The organism is Curtobacterium sp. ME12 (assembly GCF_903970855.1).
Taxonomy (GTDB): Bacteria; Actinomycetota; Actinomycetes; order Actinomycetales; family Microbacteriaceae; genus Curtobacterium; species Curtobacterium poinsettiae_A.
Genome location: NZ_CAJCKD010000006.1, coordinates 47,240 through 63,626, shown reverse-complemented (window position 1 = coordinate 63,626; position 16,387 = coordinate 47,240). Strand labels below are relative to the sequence as shown.

General features: G+C 67.8%; 21 protein-coding genes. 12 read left to right on the top strand and 9 right to left on the bottom strand.

What is annotated here, in order from left to right; all coding sequences use genetic code 11:
- Positions 1 to 112: 112 nt before the first annotated feature.
- From H7A73_RS05070 to H7A73_RS18030, 3 genes are all read left to right on the top strand, one after another.
- The gene (locus H7A73_RS05070) at positions 113 to 574 is read left to right on the top strand and encodes a hypothetical protein (RefSeq protein ID WP_182064949.1); all 462 of its coding nucleotides are present in this window, start codon (positions 113 to 115) and stop codon (positions 572 to 574) included.
- A gap of 187 nt (positions 575 to 761) precedes the next feature.
- Positions 762 to 1,595, top strand: a complete 834-nt coding sequence (locus H7A73_RS05065; RefSeq protein WP_182064948.1) for an ornithine carbamoyltransferase — start codon at positions 762 to 764, stop codon at positions 1,593 to 1,595.
- 9 nt (positions 1,596 to 1,604) lie between these two features.
- Positions 1,605 to 1,739: a hypothetical protein gene (locus H7A73_RS18030; RefSeq protein ID WP_259362715.1), complete on the top strand. Its 135-nt coding sequence runs from the start codon at positions 1,605 to 1,607 to the stop codon at positions 1,737 to 1,739.
- Between the two features lie 94 nt (positions 1,740 to 1,833).
- On the opposite strand, the gene H7A73_RS05060 is transcribed toward H7A73_RS18030, so the two are convergent.
- Positions 1,834 to 2,349 carry a GNAT family N-acetyltransferase gene (locus H7A73_RS05060; RefSeq protein ID WP_182064947.1) on the bottom strand — a complete coding sequence of 172 codons (516 nt, stop codon included), beginning with the start codon at positions 2,347 to 2,349 and terminating at the stop codon, positions 1,834 to 1,836.
- Positions 2,350 to 2,526: 177 nt separating this feature from the next.
- On the opposite strand from H7A73_RS05060, the gene H7A73_RS05055 reads away from it, so the two are divergent.
- On the top strand, positions 2,527 to 3,135 hold the full coding sequence (locus tag H7A73_RS05055; RefSeq protein WP_182064946.1) for a hypothetical protein: 609 nt from the start codon (positions 2,527 to 2,529) through the stop codon (positions 3,133 to 3,135).
- Between the two features lie 164 nt (positions 3,136 to 3,299).
- Here the strand turns inward: H7A73_RS05055 and H7A73_RS05050 are convergent, their stop codons facing one another.
- On the bottom strand, positions 3,300 to 3,464 hold the full coding sequence (locus H7A73_RS05050; protein WP_182064945.1) for a hypothetical protein: 165 nt from the start codon (positions 3,462 to 3,464) through the stop codon (positions 3,300 to 3,302).
- On the opposite strand from H7A73_RS05050, the gene H7A73_RS05045 reads away from it, so the two are divergent.
- Positions 3,454 to 4,785, top strand: a complete 1,332-nt coding sequence (locus H7A73_RS05045) for a family 20 glycosylhydrolase (RefSeq protein ID WP_182064944.1) — start codon at positions 3,454 to 3,456, stop codon at positions 4,783 to 4,785. The genes H7A73_RS05050 and H7A73_RS05045 overlap by 11 nt on opposite strands.
- A gap of 74 nt (positions 4,786 to 4,859) precedes the next feature.
- Here H7A73_RS05045 and H7A73_RS05040 read toward each other — a convergent pair whose 3' ends face one another.
- Positions 4,860 to 5,801, bottom strand: a complete 942-nt coding sequence (locus tag H7A73_RS05040; protein ID WP_182064943.1) for a LysR family transcriptional regulator — start codon at positions 5,799 to 5,801, stop codon at positions 4,860 to 4,862.
- Between the two features lie 119 nt (positions 5,802 to 5,920).
- On the opposite strand from H7A73_RS05040, the gene H7A73_RS05035 reads away from it, so the two are divergent.
- Both H7A73_RS05035 and H7A73_RS05030 read left to right on the top strand, forming a co-directional pair.
- Positions 5,921 to 6,895: a putative oxygenase MesX gene (locus H7A73_RS05035; RefSeq protein WP_182064942.1), complete on the top strand. Its 975-nt coding sequence runs from the start codon at positions 5,921 to 5,923 to the stop codon at positions 6,893 to 6,895.
- 20 nt (positions 6,896 to 6,915) lie between these two features.
- On the top strand, positions 6,916 to 7,965 hold the full coding sequence (locus tag H7A73_RS05030) for a methionine synthase (protein WP_182064941.1): 1,050 nt from the start codon (positions 6,916 to 6,918) through the stop codon (positions 7,963 to 7,965).
- A 129-nt stretch (positions 7,966 to 8,094) separates the two neighbouring features.
- On the opposite strand, the gene H7A73_RS05025 is transcribed toward H7A73_RS05030, so the two are convergent.
- Positions 8,095 to 8,811 (bottom strand): hypothetical protein, encoded by a 717-nt coding sequence (locus H7A73_RS05025; protein WP_182064940.1) that lies wholly within the window; start codon positions 8,809 to 8,811, stop codon positions 8,095 to 8,097.
- Positions 8,812 to 8,981: 170 nt separating this feature from the next.
- Between H7A73_RS05025 and H7A73_RS05020 the strand changes: the two genes are divergently transcribed.
- The 3 genes from H7A73_RS05020 to H7A73_RS05010 all read left to right on the top strand — a co-directional run bounded on the left by H7A73_RS05020 (position 8,982) and on the right by H7A73_RS05010 (position 12,008).
- Positions 8,982 to 10,862 (top strand): alpha/beta hydrolase, encoded by a 1,881-nt coding sequence (locus H7A73_RS05020; protein ID WP_182064939.1) that lies wholly within the window; start codon positions 8,982 to 8,984, stop codon positions 10,860 to 10,862.
- A gap of 166 nt (positions 10,863 to 11,028) precedes the next feature.
- Entirely contained in the window at positions 11,029 to 11,439 is a 411-nt protein-coding gene (locus tag H7A73_RS05015) for a hypothetical protein (protein ID WP_182064997.1), read from the top strand.
- Positions 11,436 to 12,008: a hypothetical protein gene (locus tag H7A73_RS05010; protein WP_307804627.1), complete on the top strand. Its 573-nt coding sequence runs from the start codon at positions 11,436 to 11,438 to the stop codon at positions 12,006 to 12,008. The genes H7A73_RS05015 and H7A73_RS05010 overlap by 4 nt, the downstream gene beginning before the upstream one ends.
- Before the next feature lie 51 nt (positions 12,009 to 12,059).
- On the opposite strand, the gene H7A73_RS05005 is transcribed toward H7A73_RS05010, so the two are convergent.
- The 3 genes from H7A73_RS05005 to H7A73_RS04995 are packed head-to-tail and all read right to left on the bottom strand — an operon-like array spanning position 12,060 to position 13,634.
- Complete coding sequence (locus H7A73_RS05005; RefSeq protein ID WP_182064938.1) at positions 12,060 to 12,566, bottom strand: hypothetical protein; 507 nt, start codon at positions 12,564 to 12,566, stop codon at positions 12,060 to 12,062.
- A 55-nt stretch (positions 12,567 to 12,621) separates the two neighbouring features.
- Positions 12,622 to 13,329 (bottom strand): hypothetical protein, encoded by a 708-nt coding sequence (locus H7A73_RS05000; RefSeq protein ID WP_182064937.1) that lies wholly within the window; start codon positions 13,327 to 13,329, stop codon positions 12,622 to 12,624.
- Complete coding sequence (locus tag H7A73_RS04995) at positions 13,326 to 13,634, bottom strand: hypothetical protein (protein ID WP_182064936.1); 309 nt, start codon at positions 13,632 to 13,634, stop codon at positions 13,326 to 13,328. The genes H7A73_RS05000 and H7A73_RS04995 overlap by 4 nt, the downstream gene beginning before the upstream one ends.
- Before the next feature lie 21 nt (positions 13,635 to 13,655).
- On the opposite strand from H7A73_RS04995, the gene H7A73_RS04990 reads away from it, so the two are divergent.
- Together H7A73_RS04990 and H7A73_RS04985 are read left to right on the top strand one after the other, a co-directional pair.
- Positions 13,656 to 14,048 (top strand): SdpI family protein, encoded by a 393-nt coding sequence (locus H7A73_RS04990; protein WP_182064935.1) that lies wholly within the window; start codon positions 13,656 to 13,658, stop codon positions 14,046 to 14,048.
- 8 nt (positions 14,049 to 14,056) lie between these two features.
- On the top strand, positions 14,057 to 14,482 hold the full coding sequence (locus tag H7A73_RS04985; protein ID WP_182064934.1) for a hypothetical protein: 426 nt from the start codon (positions 14,057 to 14,059) through the stop codon (positions 14,480 to 14,482).
- Positions 14,483 to 14,564: 82 nt separating this feature from the next.
- Here H7A73_RS04985 and H7A73_RS04980 read toward each other — a convergent pair whose 3' ends face one another.
- Both H7A73_RS04980 and H7A73_RS04975 read right to left on the bottom strand, forming a co-directional pair.
- On the bottom strand, positions 14,565 to 15,401 hold the full coding sequence (locus H7A73_RS04980; protein WP_071262777.1) for a carbohydrate ABC transporter permease: 837 nt from the start codon (positions 15,399 to 15,401) through the stop codon (positions 14,565 to 14,567).
- Positions 15,398 to 16,243, bottom strand: coding sequence for a carbohydrate ABC transporter permease (locus tag H7A73_RS04975; protein ID WP_182064933.1), 846 nt, complete (start codon positions 16,241 to 16,243; stop codon positions 15,398 to 15,400). The genes H7A73_RS04980 and H7A73_RS04975 overlap by 4 nt, the downstream gene beginning before the upstream one ends.
- Positions 16,244 to 16,387 lie beyond the last annotated feature (144 nt).

Sequence of the window (16,387 nt, the reverse complement as noted above, 5' to 3'; positions counted from 1 at the left end):
ACTCGCAGAAGCAGTGCGCTCGACGCATCGCACGGTGGACGCCGGTGCTCGTCTGCGTGTTCGGAGCCACGCTTGCGCGGGTCGCTGGCCGGATGCCCTTCGACGCAGCACGGTGATCATCGGCGTCGCCGTCGTGGCCCTCGTGTCACTCACGGCCTGTTCTGATCACCCGACGCCGGAGGAGAACGACAAGGCGTCCTCCCGCTGGATGCAGCGCGTGCAGGACCGATGGGCAGGACAGCCCGGCGAGCTGGGCAGCGGCGCCGGCACGAACGACTCGTCCAGCCGGCTCTCCCTCGGCGACGACGGAGCCGGGGACCGTGCGCGAATCCGCGTCTCGGTCACATGCCAGGGTGACGAAACCGTGCAGATGGCCGTGTGGGCAGGACGGTTCGCATCGAACGGCGGGGAAGCGGGCAAGCGACTCACGTCACGCTCCGTCCACTGCGGACACGACGAGGACCTGTACGTGGTCACCTCAAGCGCGGCGATCACGATCGGCCCGACCGCCGGAGACGGCACCGTCGGCTGGTACGCGGCGGCCTACAGCGATCTCGCTGCGCGCACGCGCTGAGCAAGCACCGCAACAGCGGAGCAGCGAGCGCAGCGCTTGCCGCCAAGGGCGCAGGCCGATCCTCCGACCGGGCCGGTTTCCGGCCACACCACACGGCGGCCTGGAGGCGCGTGGCGGCGCCGCCACGCGCCTCCAGGCCGTCTTCCGGTCACGTCGGGGCGCGCCGGCGCGTCCCTAGGGTGGCGGGATGCGATCGCTCACCAAGCTCGATGACTGGAGCAGGTCCGACGTCGAGGCCGTCTTCACCCTGGCCGACGACTACCGCGACGGCCGAGGACCAGCGACCGCGGGCTCCGCGGTGATGTTCTTCCCGTCCACCAGCCTGCGGACCCGGGTCACGTTCGAACGGGGCGCCTCCCTGATGGGCCTGCAGCCGATCGTGTTCCCCGACACCACGCTCGACAAGCCGGAAGCATTGACGGACGTCGCGCAGTACCTGGCGGTGTGGGCTGACATCCTCGTCGTGCGCCATCCCGACCTCGCCGTCGTCGAGGATCTGGCCGCAGCAGCGGCACTGCCGGTGGTGAACGCGATGACCGACGAGAACCACCCCTGCGAGGTGCTGTCGGACCTGTACGCACTGCGGAAGCGAGGCGACATCGCGTCGCTCCAATACCTGCTCGTGGGCCCTGACGGCAACATCGCCAGGGCGTGGCAGGAAGCGGCTCGGGTCCTGCAGCTCGATCTGGTCCAATGCTGCCCCGCCGAGCTCGCTTCCCCGGGTGCGGTGTGGACGGACGAGCTGGAGACCGCCGTCCGGTCAGCGGACGTGGTCCTCACCGACGGCCCCGGCCAGCACGCCCGAGCCCTCGAACCGTTTCAGATCACGGCGGCCCTGCTCGACCTTGCCCCGACAGGGGTGCTCCTCGACCCGTGTCCACCCTTCGTGCGCGGTCGGGAGGTCAGCGCCGACGCGCTCGAACACGCTGCCTTCGTCGGGCACGCCTTCAAGGCGGCACTGCTGCCGGTCCAGCAAGCTGTCATGGCGCATTGCCTCGAACTGCCGTCCGCGACGCCGTAGGTTGGCGGTGTGAAGCCGCAGCCTGTCCGACGCAACCCGTGGTGGGCCGTCGCGCTCGTGTACCTGTTCGGGGGCGTGCTCGCGCTCGTCGCCGGTCGGATGCTCCCCTGGCAGGACCAGGACCGTCAGGATCCCGACTACTGATGCATGCGGTCGTCACGGCCGTGTTGAGATCGCGCCGGTTGGGTGGAACAACCCGCCGGTGAGCCCGTCGGGCTCGCGTCCGACTCAACATCGGCTACCGGGCCAATTCGCGTTCGTAGAGGCTGGAAGCGAGTTGGCGCCCGCCGTCGAGGGAGGTCACCGTCACATCGCGAACGTGCCGGAACCCGTGCTGTTCGTAGAATCGCCGCAAACCCGGGTTGTCCGTCGCGCAGTCAAGACGAACGCAGGCAGCCCCACGGTCGGCAGCTCTTGCCTCGACCCACGCGAGCAATCGTTGCCCGAGTCGGCTGCCCCGGTGCGTCTGAGCCACAGCCAGCCGGTGCACGTACAGCGCGGGGCCGTAGTCCACACCCCACGCCTCCGAATCCGATTCGGACACCGTGACCATCGCCACGATCACCTCGTCCTGGCGCGCCACGAAGAGATTCCCCTGCTCTGCGTCGCGCAGGAGAACGGCGTCGGGAACTGGGTCCTGCCACTGGTCGATCCCTCGCGCGCGGAGCCACTGCCGCGCACCATCGATGAGCGCCTGAGCCGCGGGGACATCAGCGATCGTGGCCGTTTCGATCGTCAGTACGTCTCGATCCATGGAATGACGCTACGGGAGCGGCCTCGCCGGAGGTGTGCTGAAGCGCCGCGCGCTCGGGGTCTGATGGCGATCGTTCCTCGAGGTTCGGATCACACCTGCAAGGTTGTGCTTCGTATTGATATGCAGAACTCTGGCTGGGTCCGCCGTGATCTCGGCGAGGAGGCGTAGGGGAAGAACATGACGAAGGCCGCGCAGCGGGGACGAGCGATGAGCGCGCCACGATTCGGGCTCTCGGTGCGCAGAGCCACCACCGTCGCCCTGATGATGGCGACCATCGGTGCCGCCTTGCTCGCGATCGACAACCTGCTCGGATTCGTCAGTGCACACCTCATCGCGGTGGGCTTCGTCACGATGGTCGCAGTGATCTCCGTGCCGGCCGGGGTGGTGGCCGCTGCGGGCGCCGCGCTCGCTCGCGACGGGGCACGCGTCCTCCTCGCCGTCGCCGTCGTCGGTTTCGTGGCCGCTCTGTCTCCAGCGACCGGTAGCCAACTGTGGCTCACCGTGTCGGTCGCGATGCAGGCCCTCGTCCCGTTGGCGTTCGCTGCGGGCGGGCTGCTCCCCGTCCGCAGCCAGCGCGAGTTCGCCGCCGTGCGAGTCCTGACGGTGATGCTCCTGGGGTTCGCCGCCGCCTGGATCATCGCTGCGTTCGTCCCGGTGGCGCTCGTGGCGTTCTTGGTCGTGCAGGCGGGCACACTGCTCGTCGCGGCCGTCCTCAGCATGGAATTCGTTCTTCGCCGGGTCCGGGGTCTTGCGCGTGAGCTGTGGTCGAGCGCGGAGGTGCGTTGAGGGGTCGGCTCACGGCTCCGCTTGACCGCGAGGTCAGTGGGCGGCGGTGCGCCTTCGGCGCGGTCCAGACACGCACCGGAGCCACGTGATCCACCTGCGGTAGAAAGGTGATGCCGTCGCACGAGTGAAGGACGCGCATTGCCGAGGGAGAGCGTCGTGGAGCGTCAGAGCAGGATCTCGTCCCGATCGACCGCAGCGCCTGCGCCGCACGGCGTCAGACGGATCATCGCGGTCAGTCTGGCGATCGCGGTGGCTGCGGCGGCCCTGGTCGGCATCGATGCGATCGCAGGGTCAGCCGTCGTGTCGAATACCTCGACGGTGACGGTCACGAAGGTCACCGCGTCCACCACCGCCACCTCGACCGGCACCGCCGTGCGCACCACCCTGAAGGTCAAGAACACCGCCTCGGTGCGGAAGCCGGCTTCCTCCGCTTGGCTGTACCTGTCCGCCGGCACCAAGAAGTACACGCTCGGCCGGGTCGCGGTGAAGGCACTCGCCGCTGGTTCGAGCACCTCGGTCACCGCAGTCCGCGGGACCCCTTCCCGCGCAGCAGCCGGCAAGTACTCCGTCCTCGCCTGCGCCGGTGCGTACTCGGCGAAGCAGTGCCGCACGTCGGCTGCGACCGTCACCACCAAGCCCACGAAGCGCGCGCGTCCGGAGACGGGCGTGATGCTCGACGTCGCTCGCGCCTACTACCCCGTGGCGTTGGTCAAGCGGTACATCGACCTGCTCGCCGACGACGGCGGCCGCTTCCTGCACCTGCACCTCACCGACGACCAGAACGTCGGGATCGAGAGCACGGTCCTCGGCCAGACCCTCGCGAACGCCGATCTCGACCACGGCGTCTACACGAGCCGGGTCACCCATCGCCCGTTCCTGAGCGCCGCGCAGGCGCGCACGATCGCCGACTACGCGGCGAAGCGGGGCATCGCGGTCGTGCCGGAGATCGACACTCCCGGCCACATGGCCGCCGCGTTCGCCCTGCTCGAGGCGCAGCACGGCACGAAGTGGGTCGACCGCATCCGTTCGGGTGAGAACGAACTCGACACGTCGGTGCCCGAGAGTCTCGCGCTGGCGAAGAAGCTCTCCGCCGAGGTGCAGCGGACCTTCCCCTCCAGCCGCACCGTGCACATCGGCGGCGACGAATGGGGCGACGACGTCACCGCCGCCCAACGCGTCGCCTGGATGAACGCGATGGCGGCCGCACTCGGCGACCGCGAGGTCTGGGCCTGGAACGACGGGATCGATCGGGTCACGGTCGGGCGACTCGACCCCCGCATCCACGTCACCTACTGGAGCTTCGACGGCGACACCGAGGACGCAGCGGAGCGCCGCGAACGCCGAGCGCGGCGGGCCAGTGCGGCCGACCTGCAGAAAGCCGGCATCGACCTGCTCAACTACAACTCGTACTACCTCTACGAGGTGCCGACCGACCTCGACCCAGCCGACAGCGAGTACACCGTCGCCGACCTCCGCGAGAATTGGTCACTCCGGGCGTGGGACGGCGACTCCGGTTCACTGCTCGCTGCTCCGATGTCGGGCGCGGCCGTCGCGATCTGGGGAGAAGACCTGGAGGCTCCGCCCTCTGACGCGCTCCTGCGGTGGAGCGCGCCGCACGTGACGGCGATGCTCGAGACCGCAGCCTCCTGACGGACGCGGGGCGGGCCTCCAGGCCGATCGCTGCAAGCGCCGGATCCGCCGGATCCGCCGGAACCGCCGCCCGCCTACCCGAGCGGCTCGACGCCGTAGCCGGCGACCACCGCACGCAACTCGTCCAGGTAGGCCTGCGCCTGCACGGTGAGGGGAACCGAGGCGTGAGCGATCCAGCCGATCTCGATGCGCTCATCGACGTCGAGGGGGATGGCGACGATCTCGGGGTCGAGGTCGTCACTGATGAGCCCGGTCGAGATCGTGTACCCGCCGAGGCCGATCATGAGGTTGAAGATCGTCGCCCGGTCCGACACACGGATCTCCCGCTTGCTCGACATCGTCGACAGGATCTCCTCGGCCAGGTAGAAGGAGTTGTTCGCGCCCTGGTCGAAGGTCAGGCGGGGCAGGTCGGCGAGGTCCTCGAGCGACGCGCGTTCCCGTGCCGCGAGCGGGTTCCGCTTGGCGACGAAGATGTGGGGCTGGGCGACGAACAGCGGGGTGAACACGACTCCGGCGTCCCGCAGCAGCTTGCCGAGCACCTGCGTGTTGAAGTCGTTGCGGTAGAGGATGCCCACCTCGCTGCGCAGGGTGCGGACGTCCTCGATGATGTCCCAGGTGCGCGTCTCTCGGAGCGAGAACTCGTACTCGTCCGCAGCCGCCGCCTCGACCATCCGGACGAAGGCCTCGACCGCGAACGAGTAGTGCTGGGCGGACACCCCGAGCAGACGACGCGACCGTTGGCCGCCGACGTACCGCTGCTCGAGGAGCGAGACCTGCTCGACGACCTGTCGGGCGTAGCCGAGGAACTCGACGCCGTCGACGGTGAGCACGACCCCTCTGGCCGAGCGGGTGAAGAGCGGGCGGCCGATCCGCGTCTCGAGGTCCTTCATCGCCGCGGACATCGTCGGCTGCGACACGTAGAGCAGATCGGCCGCTGCGCTGATCGAGCCCTCCGTCGCGACCTCGATGAAGTACCGGAGCTGCTGCAGGGTGATGTCGTTCGAGACACGGGCCATAGGCCGAGGCTATACCGGTGCATAGCGTCTCGGTATTACCTGATGGCTCACCGTTCCCGCCATGATCGAGGCACCCCTTCCCCAGCGCCCGCGGGCGCTCGACGAACAGATTGCCGACCATGGCGAACGACTTCACCTTCAGCATCACCCGGACCCGGTTCGACGAGGACTACTCCCCCGCGGACAGCTCCCGGCTGACCACGAACTTCGCGAACCTGGCGCGCGGCGAGCGTCGGCAGGAGAACCTGCGTGCAGCGCTGGCGATGATCGACGGGCGCGCGAACGACCTCGCGGGGGCTTCTGCTGACGGTGCCGGTGACCGCTACCGCCTGCAGCTCGACATCGTCTCGGTGGCGCTGCAGTTCTCCGACGGCGGGGCGGACGCGGAGTTCCCGCTGCTCGAGATGCTCGACGTCACGATCGTCGACCAGCACACCGGCGAGCGCCACCGCGGGATCCTCGGCAACAACTTCTCGTCATACCTGCGCGACTACGACTTCTCCGTCCTGCTGCCCTCATCGCCGGGCTTGCCGTCTGACTTCGGGGCGCTGCACGGGGCGCTCTTCCAGCGCTTCCTGGAGTCCGACGCCTTCCACGCCGACTTCGACACGGAGCCGGTCGTCTGCATCAGCGTCTCGACGAGCCAGACCTACCGGCAGAACGGGTACGTCCACCCGGTGCTCGGCGCCGAGTACGAGCACGAGCACTCCTCGCTCACCGACGACTACTTCGGCCGGATGGGCATGCGGGTCCGGTACTTCCAGCCCGCCGGAGCGGCAGCCCCGCTCGCGTTCTACACGCGCGGCGACCTGACCGGCGGCTACACGGACCTCCAGCTGATCGGGACGATCGCCACCATGGAGACGTTCCAGAAGATCTACCGTCCGGAGATCTACGCCGCGAACACCCCAGCCGGCAGCACCTACCGCCCCACCCTCGACCACACCGACTTCACGCCCACCCCGGTGACCTACGACCGCGAGGAGCGGAGCCGCCTCGGGATCACGCAGGGGCGCTGGACCGAAGAGCACCTCGTGACACCGCACGGCGCGCTCCTCTCCCGTTTCGCTGCCGAACCCGTCCCCGCCCGCTGACCGTCTGGACCGCCACTCCCATGAGCTCTCTCCTCCCCACTTCGATCGTCGGCAGCCTGCCGAAGCCGTCCTGGCTCGCCGAGCCCGAGCGACTCTGGTCCCCCTGGCTGCTCGAGGGTGCCGCCCTGGTCGAGGGCAAGCAGGATGCCCTGCGCTCCGCCGTGCACGAGCAGGAGCACCGCGGGATCGACATCGTCAGCGATGGCGAGCAGACCCGCCAGCACTTCGTCACGACGTTCATCGAGCACCTGGACGGCATCGACCAGGAGCGCAAGGAGACCGTCCGGATCCGCGACCGCTACGACGCTGCTGTCCCCACGGTGGTCGGCGCCGTGAGCCGTCCCGCCCCGGTGTTCGTCGACGACGCCAGGTTCCTCCGCGCGCAGACCGACCGGCCGATCAAGTGGGCGCTCCCCGGCCCGATGACGATGATCGACACCCTCTCCGACCAGCACTACAAGAGCCGCGAGAAGCTGGCGTGGGAGTTCGCCACGATCCTGAACGAAGAAGCCCGCGAGCTCCAGGACGCGGGCGTCGACATCATCCAGTTCGACGAGCCCGCCTTCACCGTCTTCCACGACGAGGTGCAGGACTGGGGCGTCGCCGCGCTCGAACGCGCGACCGAGGGCCTGCGCGTCGAGACCGCCGTGCACATCTGTTACGGCTACGGCATCGAGGCGAACAACAAGTGGAAGGAGACGCTCGGGGCCGAGTGGCGGCAGTACGAGCAGTCCTTCCCGCTGCTGCAGCAGTCGTCGATCGACATCGTCTCGCTGGAGTGCATCCACTCGCACGTGCCGCTCGAGCTCGTCGAGCTGATCCGGGGCAAGAAGGTGATGCTCGGGGCGATCGACGTCGCGACCGAGACCGTGGAGACCCGGGAGGAGGTCGCGGAGGTGCTGCGTCGGGCGCTCGAGTTCGTCGATGCGGACAAGCTCATCCCGAGCTCGAACTGCGGGATGGCTCCGCTGGCGCGGGGGGCGGCGCTGGACAAGCTCAGCGCGCTGTCCGCTGGTGCGGACATCGTGCGGGCCGAGCTCGCTCGCGTCGCGGTGCCGGCTGCGCGCTAGCGTCCCGATCCGCCCGGACGGCTCGCCTCGGCAACGGGGCGGGCCGTCTTCCATCTCACGTCCGGCAGGGGCTCGCGTCCCGGGCCGGTCTGGAGGCGCGGCTCGGTTCCGGCGATCAGGTCGCGGTCGTCATTCCTGGCCGTCGAGGCTCATCTTCTCGAAGTCCCCCGCGATGCACTGTGAGCTGCCATCGATCGTGTACCCGCGGGGATCCGCGCGGAAGTCAGAGGAGCTCACCGGGCCACCCCTGCCCCGGACGCCGAGGATCGGGTCCTCGCCGCCGGTCTGGTACCGCTCGGTCGTGACCCCGAGCTCCTCCCAGTGCTGTTCCACCGCCTCGACGTCGATCTTCGGGTCAGCGCTCGCGGAGCGGACCATGGCGTAGACGTACTGGACGCCCCCTTGCCCGAGACCCCGGCCGCACTTCCCAAGCCCCGGACCGTCGCTGACTTGCCAGCCGTCACCGACCACGTCGGACGAACCCTCGACGAACGTGACGATGGACTGCTTCGCTTCTTTCGTGTTCATGCCGAACCCTTCGCTGCAGCCGGCGAGGACGGCGACGGCAAGCAGTACGGCTGCTGCCGACCGGAGGACGATGACGGCTTTTCGCCGAGGTTGTTTCATTTGGCAGCCCCACCCTGTTCGGTTTACTTCTGCGATGTTCGCATGATCATCGCGTGAGCCGTTTGGCTGGCCCGCTACGGCGTACCCGACGCTTTGCAGCGACTGCGTGTCGTCGTCGAGGTAACCGCCGCGGGACCAGGAGCGAACTCCGGGGTCGTGGAAGGATCCGAGACTGCGCTCCGTCCGCCGCAGAAGCTCATGACATCCCTGCTTGCCCACACCGCATCGGCGTGGATCTCGTCGACTCAATGAATACTGTCCGGGGCCCCCGCCACACGAAAGACGCGGGCGATGCAAGAGGCCTCATCGGCTTCCCCACAGCGGTAGGCTCGCTATTGCGGGGGGAAACATTGGGGGATCTCGTGGGTGCGATACCGTTCGACGACGCCGTGGCCGATCGTCTGGCCCAGGCTGCGAAGACTGCGGCTGATGTCATGCGGGCGCAAGCCGGCGCTAGGCGTGGAGCTGCTGAGGACGCGGCTCAGGACTTCAAAGGTGCCTACGCGGGCCGCTTCATCGAATCCGTGGGTGTAGAAGCCGGGGACCGTCTGAAGCTCGCTTCTGTCTTGGACGGCCTCAGCGAAGCCGTGACCGCCGCCAAGGCTGATGCCGAGAAAGAGCGCACACGTCTTCACGACCTCAAGGCTTGGCAGAAGCGGCAGGACGAACGACACGCAGCCGAAGCCGCCGCCCCGCTCGGCCCGATCAGCCTTCCTCCTGCGCGGCCGTTCGACATCAAACCTTCAGAGATTCCCGTTCGACCTGTCCCGATCGAAGCATCCTTCACTCCGCGCGGGCGTGTTCGCACTGGTCTGGGCACGGGGCACGGCAGAAGCTCCGCCGTCCCATCCACGCTGCGGTCCTTCGCGACGATGACCAGAGCAAAGGACACGGCGTTGGCGACTCAGGCTGTCTCGGTGAAGAACGCTTGGTCGGCGTTCACTGGCGCCTGCACTTGGGTACCGGTTACAAGCGCGACCTTCGCTGGTGGTTTCGAGCGTCTGCTCGAGGAGAACGAGGCAGACGCCGCGTGGGTGGAACGAATCGCGCAAGCGTTCGAACGTGCGGGCGGAGACGGCTTGCTGTCCAACGTGTCGCTTGACGCCGCGGACGCAAACGATCTACCCGCGCGGTTCCGGGACCTGTTCCGGGAGGGAGCCACTCCCGCAGAAGTCGCAGCGTTCTGGGCGAGGCTCGGCTACACGAAAGCGGACGAGCGCGACCTCGCCGCTCTCCCAACGAGCGCGCTGAGCAAGCTCGGCAACCTTGAGGGGGTTCCGTACTGGGCGCGAAACACCGCGAACGTCGCCGTACTTGATCAACGTATTGCCGACGCTCGGAACTTCCTCAACGGGCTCAACCAGCCCTCGAACCAAGACCAACCAGCTCGCGCTGCAAATGCTCGGGACCTTCGCGCACTCGAGAACATCAAGACCTCACTGGTCCAGGGGCGACGTGCCGGAGAGCGCTCCCTCATCTCTCTGACGGGCGATCACCCTCCGCTCGCTGCGGTGTCGATCGGTGACCTCGACACCGCCAAGAACGTCACTCTCGCCGTTCCCGGCATGGCGTCGAGTTCCGAGAAGATGACCGGCTGGGCCGATGCCTCCCAGCGGATCTTCGACGAGCAAGGGCGGGTGCACGGCGAACCCGAGAGGGCCGTTGTTGCCTGGATGGGTTACGACTCTCCCCCCATTCCGGGTGCTGGCAATGTCGACCCCGGTGTCTGGCAGAGCGACTACGCGAAGGCGGGTGGCAAGAATCTCGCAAACACACTGCGAGGGCTTGAGGCCGTCCGCGCTGGAAGCGCGCCGACCACGAACGTCGTCGCGCACTCTTACGGCACGACGACCGCCGCCTTCGCATTGACCGAGGAGGGCGTCCACGTCGACTCGCTGGTCACGCTAGCTTCCGCTGGGCTTCCTGACTCAGTACCGAACGCCTCGACCCTCCATGCCGATGAGGTGTACGCCGGTCAGGCCGAGTACGTCAACCCCATCACTGATGGCACCATCCCGCGGCTCCGCGAGGGGAAAGGTGACCAGTGGGCCTCGGTCGGACGAGAGTTCAGTGACGATCATCATGTCGATCCCAGTACGCCCGGGTTCGGTGCTCACACCTTCGGCGCGGACGGCGATGGCCCGCTCGTGGGTGTGACGGACCACGGCGTGCATACGTCCCACGACACCGGCTATCTCGACCGCGACACACAGTCGCTCCGTAACGTCGCTTACGCCACGACCAATCAAGAAGGGAAGCTCACGAAGTGAACCCTCAGCATCAGCAACCACCACGAATCCGCCGATCACGAGTAGCGACTTGGCTCGACGCATGATTCAACGAACTCCCCAGCTGTTGGCGGTTCGACTGTCGGCCACCATCGCCGTGGTCGTCGCAGCAGCATTGTCATTGACCGGATGCAACGGAGGAACCACCGTGGAGAACGAGCAGACCCCGACGGACGCAAAAGAAGCCATCGTGGCGATCGTCGACGACACCGCGAACGCGGTCGGCGGCGCGTGGTCGGTGGCGAGCGGACCGGCAGTTCAAGGATGCAATCGCGACAACGGCGGACGCGGCGCTGCGTACTTCTACACGAAGATGCGGGAACAGCGCAGTGGCGATCCCGCCGAAGATGTAGCGAACGTCGAACGGCTCTGGAAGGAGAAGGGGATCAAGACCGAGCGCTACAAGAGTGGCGGCGCGGATCCGACGCTCGGCCTGCGAGGTGTCGGTGGCCCGATGAAGAGCATCGACTTCCTCGCCGACGAACGCGGGTACAGTCTCGACGCCGTCTCTTCCTGCACCGCCGGCGACGCGGAGGAACTCCAGCGCAACGGGGAGTGAACCAGGAAGCGCATGAACTCGAGGCCGCTGGCGTCGACATCATCCAGTTCGACGAGCCCGCCTTCACCGTCTTCCACGACGAGGTGCAGGACTGGGGCGTCGCCGCACTCGAACCCGCTACCGAAGGCCTGCGCGCCGAGACCGCCGTGCACATCTGTTACGGCTACGGCATCGACGCCAACAACAAGTGGAAGGAAACGCTCGGGGCGGAGTGGCGGCAGTACGAGCAGTCGTTCCCGTTGCTGCAGCAGTCATCCATCGACATCGTCTCGCTGGAGTGCACCCACTCGCACGTGCCGCTCGAGCTCGTCGAGCTGATCCGGGGCAAGAAGGTCATGCTCGGGGCGATCGACGTTGCGACCGAGACCGTGGAGACCCCGGAGGAGGTCGCGGAGGTGCTGCGTCGGGCGCTCGAGTTCGTCGATGCGGACAAGCTCATCCCGAGCTCGAACTGCGGGATGGCGCCGTTGGCGCGGGGCGCGGCGCTCGGGAAGCTCAGTGCGCTGTCCGCGGGTGCGGACATCGTGCGGGCCGAGCTGGCGAACTTCGCGGTGCCGGCAGCGCGGTAACGGCGCGGCTCCGGACCGGCCTGGAGGCACGGCTCGGCTCCGGCAGGCGGGTCACGTCCGTGAGTCCTGGCTGTCCAGGCTCATCCGGTCGAAGTTCCCCACGAAGCACTGCGAGCTGCCGTCGATGGTGTACCCGCGGGGATCGGCCCGGAAGTCCGAAGACTGTACTGGGCCACCGCCACCTCGGACGCCGAGGATCGGGTCCTCGCCGCCGGTCTGGTAGCGCTCGGTCGTGACCCCGAGGTCCTTCCAGTGCTGCTCCACCGCCTCGACGTCGGCCTTCGGGTCAGCGCTCGCGGACCGGACCATGGCGTAGGAGTACTCGACGCCGCGGACGCCCGGGGCGAGGCCGCACTTCCCGAGCCCAGGGCCCTCACTGACCTCCCAGCCGTCCCCCACCACGTCAGTCGAGCCCTCGACGAACGTGACGATGGACTCCTTCGCCTGCTCGGGAGTCTTCCCGATGCCGGCGCTGCAGCCGGTGAGGACGACCACCATGAACAGTGCGGCTGCGGTCGCCCGGAGGCCGGCGACGGCCCCCCACCGAGTGGGTGCCACGCGGAAGTTCCTCGCAGACCGGTCGGCGTCTGCGAGGCGCACCCTCGTCCGGAGATCAGCGCTGCCGGACAGGATCGCTCCACTTCGGGAACGGCTCCGAGACACCCGGCTCGGATTCATCGGGGAAGTCGGCGGGGTCGCGCAGTGCGATCGCCTTGATGAGCTCCGGAGCATCGTGTGCCCAGAACGCCTTGCTGTACACACCGAGCGAGTACTGCCCGTTCGGCCGCACGTTCCAGGTCACCCACCATCCGTCACCGGTGTCGGCCCGGACCTCGTGATCCGTACCGACCTTCGCGTTGCTCCAGCGCCACCCTTCTTCATCGAAGTAGCGCTGCATCGGATCGAGGTCCTCCACCGCGCCGGTCGCACCCTCCGGTTCGATGATCCGTACGGCACGGAACGCGTAGGAGTTCTCCTTGGTCGCACCCTCCGGCGCCTTTCCAAACGCGTCGTCGCCTGCGGGCAGAGGACGGACGTCTCCGCCGTTCCAGTACCACGTGCCGTCCGAGATCTGTCGTTGTGCGGCTGCGAGCACGGCCTGCCCGTGCTCGTACCGCTCGCCAGCCAGCTCGAACTCGTCCTGCAACGAGAGATCGGCTACCTGCGCCTGGGTCTTACCTGCTGCGTCTTGCGCGTCCTGTCCGGTCACGTCGCCTCCTCTGCCTGCGCCGCCTGAGACGCATCCGGTCGTCACGAGCACCACGGCCGCGAGCATGGTCACGATCGCGCCGCGCAGTCGGGGACGAAACTTGACGCTCATGGCCCCATCTTCCCGTCTGCGACGATCTGCGCCAGCGTGCGGAGCGTGGTCGAGTCGTTCGAGAGGTACCCGACGTCGTCCGAATCGGAGTCGTGCCGCATGTCGTGGCCCGTCACCCCTCTCGTACCCTCGGCTGCTTCCGAGGAGAACTCCTGCACGCCGTCGAACCCGAGCGGATATGCCCGGGTTGCCACGCCCAGCCGCCGACCGACCGGCGCGAGCGGATCGTCCTTCGCGTACACGTTCGCGGCGTGGACGTCGTCGATCTCGGTCCCGCGCGGGAAACCGACGGACCCGTACGACACGAACGAGTCGCCCTAGCAGTGGTGTCCGCACTCGCCCTCGAGATCGGCAGCGCGGTCCTCGTGATGTGGTTGACGTGGAGAGCTGCGACCGGGCAGCTCGGCCGGAACGACCTCGCCGACGTCCGGACGCGCGTCACGATGTCCAGCGACGACGCCTGGCGGACCGGGCACCGAGCGGCGCTGCCTCCGACGCTGGTCTCGAGCGTGATCAGCGTCCTCTGGTGCGCGGTGTGCATCATCGCGCCCGCGCTCCGCACCCCTGCACCGGTGATCTTCTCGTCGGTCATCCTCGTGGGCGGCGCAGTACTCTCCATTCCTGCTGCCTACCTCGCGGTCCGCCGAGCGGCGTTCGAGGATCAGACCGGTCACGGGGACGCGCAGACTGACACACCGGCGTCAGGCCGAGGGCGTTGACTGCAGACATGATCACGAAGGACCAGATCCACGAAGTGGAGCACGCGACCGTCCGGGACCGCGACGGCGCAACAGTCGGCAAGGTCGCGCAGGTGTTCCCCTCCGACGAGGACGGCAGCGCCGCGTTCGTCAGCGTCGCGACCGGACTCCTCGGGGGTTACACCGCGCTCGTCCCGGTCGAGGACGCCACGTTCGACGGCACGGACCTGCACGTCGGGTACACGAAGAGCGCGATCAAGGGGGCGCCCTCCCCGGGAGCCGGGAACACCTTGTCCGTCACCGAGGCGAACGCCGTCCGCAAGCACTTCGGGCTGTCGCCCGCAGGCAAGACGACCGGCGACATGGGCGACCCTCACGAGAACCTCGACCAGGCCGGTACCGGTCCGGCTGGCGCGGACGACACCGAGGGCGCAGGGACGACCCCACCGGCGTGATCGTGCGGAGCGCGGAGCGCGGAGGCTAGCACGCTGGACGGGGCACCTCGGGGTGGACAAGAGGCCGAGGAGCCCCGCCGCGTCAGCCCTTGACCGCGCCCGCCGTGAGGCCCTGCACGATCCACCGACTCGCGAACGCGAACAGCACCATGGTCGGGATGACGGTCAGGACCGCGGCCGCCGACATGGGTCCCCAGTCGATGTTGAAGCTGCTGATGAAGCCGTTGATCGCGGTCGGGAGGGTCTTGTTCGCGTCGCTGTTCATCAGGGTCGTCGACAGGAACAGCTCGTTCCAGCAGTTGACGAAGTTGAAGATGAACGCGGCGACGATCCCCGGCTTCATCACGGGCACGATCACGCGGAAGAGCGCGCCGAACCGCGAGCAGCCGTCGATCATGGCCGCTTCCTCGAGTGCGGCGGGGACGTTCGCGAAGAACCCGCGGAGCATGACGGTGCTGAACGGGATGCACACGGCGATGTAGATGAGGACGAGCCCGACCCGGTTGTCGACCAGCTCGAGGCGCGTCATGAGTAGGTACAACGGCCCCAGCGCGATGAACGATGGGATCATCTGGGTCACGAAGAACGCCGTCAGCAGCGCGCCTTTCGTCCGGAACTCGAAGCGGGAGAGCACGTAGCCGGACAGCAACGAGATCACCGTCGCGGTGACTGCGGCCGCCAGGCTGACGACCAGGCTGTTGACCACGTAGACGCCGAACTGCGACTTGGCGAACAACCCGATGTAGTTCTGCAGCGAGAACTCCGTCGGCCAGTACGTGAGCGGCCGACTGAAGATCGAGCCGGGCGCCTTCAGCGACGTGATGGTGATCCAGTACAGCGGGAACAGTGTGATGAGGAGCCACAGCCCGAGGAATCCGAATCGGACGAACCGGGCTGAGCGGGTCTCGTGGTCGATCATCGGGTCTTGGGTCCCTTCTCCCGCATCGCGAGCAGGTAGAACACGGAGAACACGAGCAGCACGGCGATGACGATGAGCCCGAGCGCCGAGGCCCGTCCGTAGTCGCCGCGCTGGGTGGTCTGGATCATCCACGTGGTGATGATGTGGGTGCGGTCGGCGGGGCCGCCGCCCGTCATGCCGTAGATGATGTCGGGGAAGTTGAAGATCCAGATGACCCGCAGGAGCACCGTGAGGGCGAGCGTGACGCGGATGTACGGGATCACGATCGAGAAGAGCGTGCGGACCTTGCCGGCCCCGTCGAGCGCGGCGGCTTCGAGCATCTCGTCGGGCACGGACTGCAACGCCGCGAGGCTCATGATCGCGAAGAACGTGACGCCGTACCAGATGTTCGCGATGAGCACGGCGACCATGGCGGTCGCCGGGTCAGCGAGCCAGTTGATCGGCTCGTCGATCAGTCCGACCTTGGCGAGCAGGTCGTTGACGACACCGAACTCGCTGTTGAACATCCAGCGGAACAGGATCCCGATGAGGAACCCGGACACCGCCCACGGGAAGAACACGAGCGCCTGGTACAGCCCACGGAACCGGAACTTGCGTCGCAGCCACAAGGCGAGGGCGAACCCGATCACGAACTGCGGCACGAGCGAGGCGACGACCCAGACGACCGAGTTCCGGAGCACCGTGTAGAAGACGGGGTCGGTGAGGATGTCGCGGAAGTTGCCGAGCCCCACCCACGACGTGTCGCTGAGGTTGTTGAGGTTCCAGTTGCGGAACGCCATCTGACCGCCCGCGAACAACGGGTAGTAGACGAACACCGCCACGAAGACGAGTGCGGGTGCCATGAACCCGAGGAGACTGAGCCCCTTCCGCTTCGTGAAGGTGCGGCGACCCGCGAGTGAGGAGCCGCGCCTCCTCGGGTCGTTGCCTCCGCTTCGACCGCCGGGGGCCGGACGAGTCGTGCCGGCCCCCGACACCGCGGACGGCGC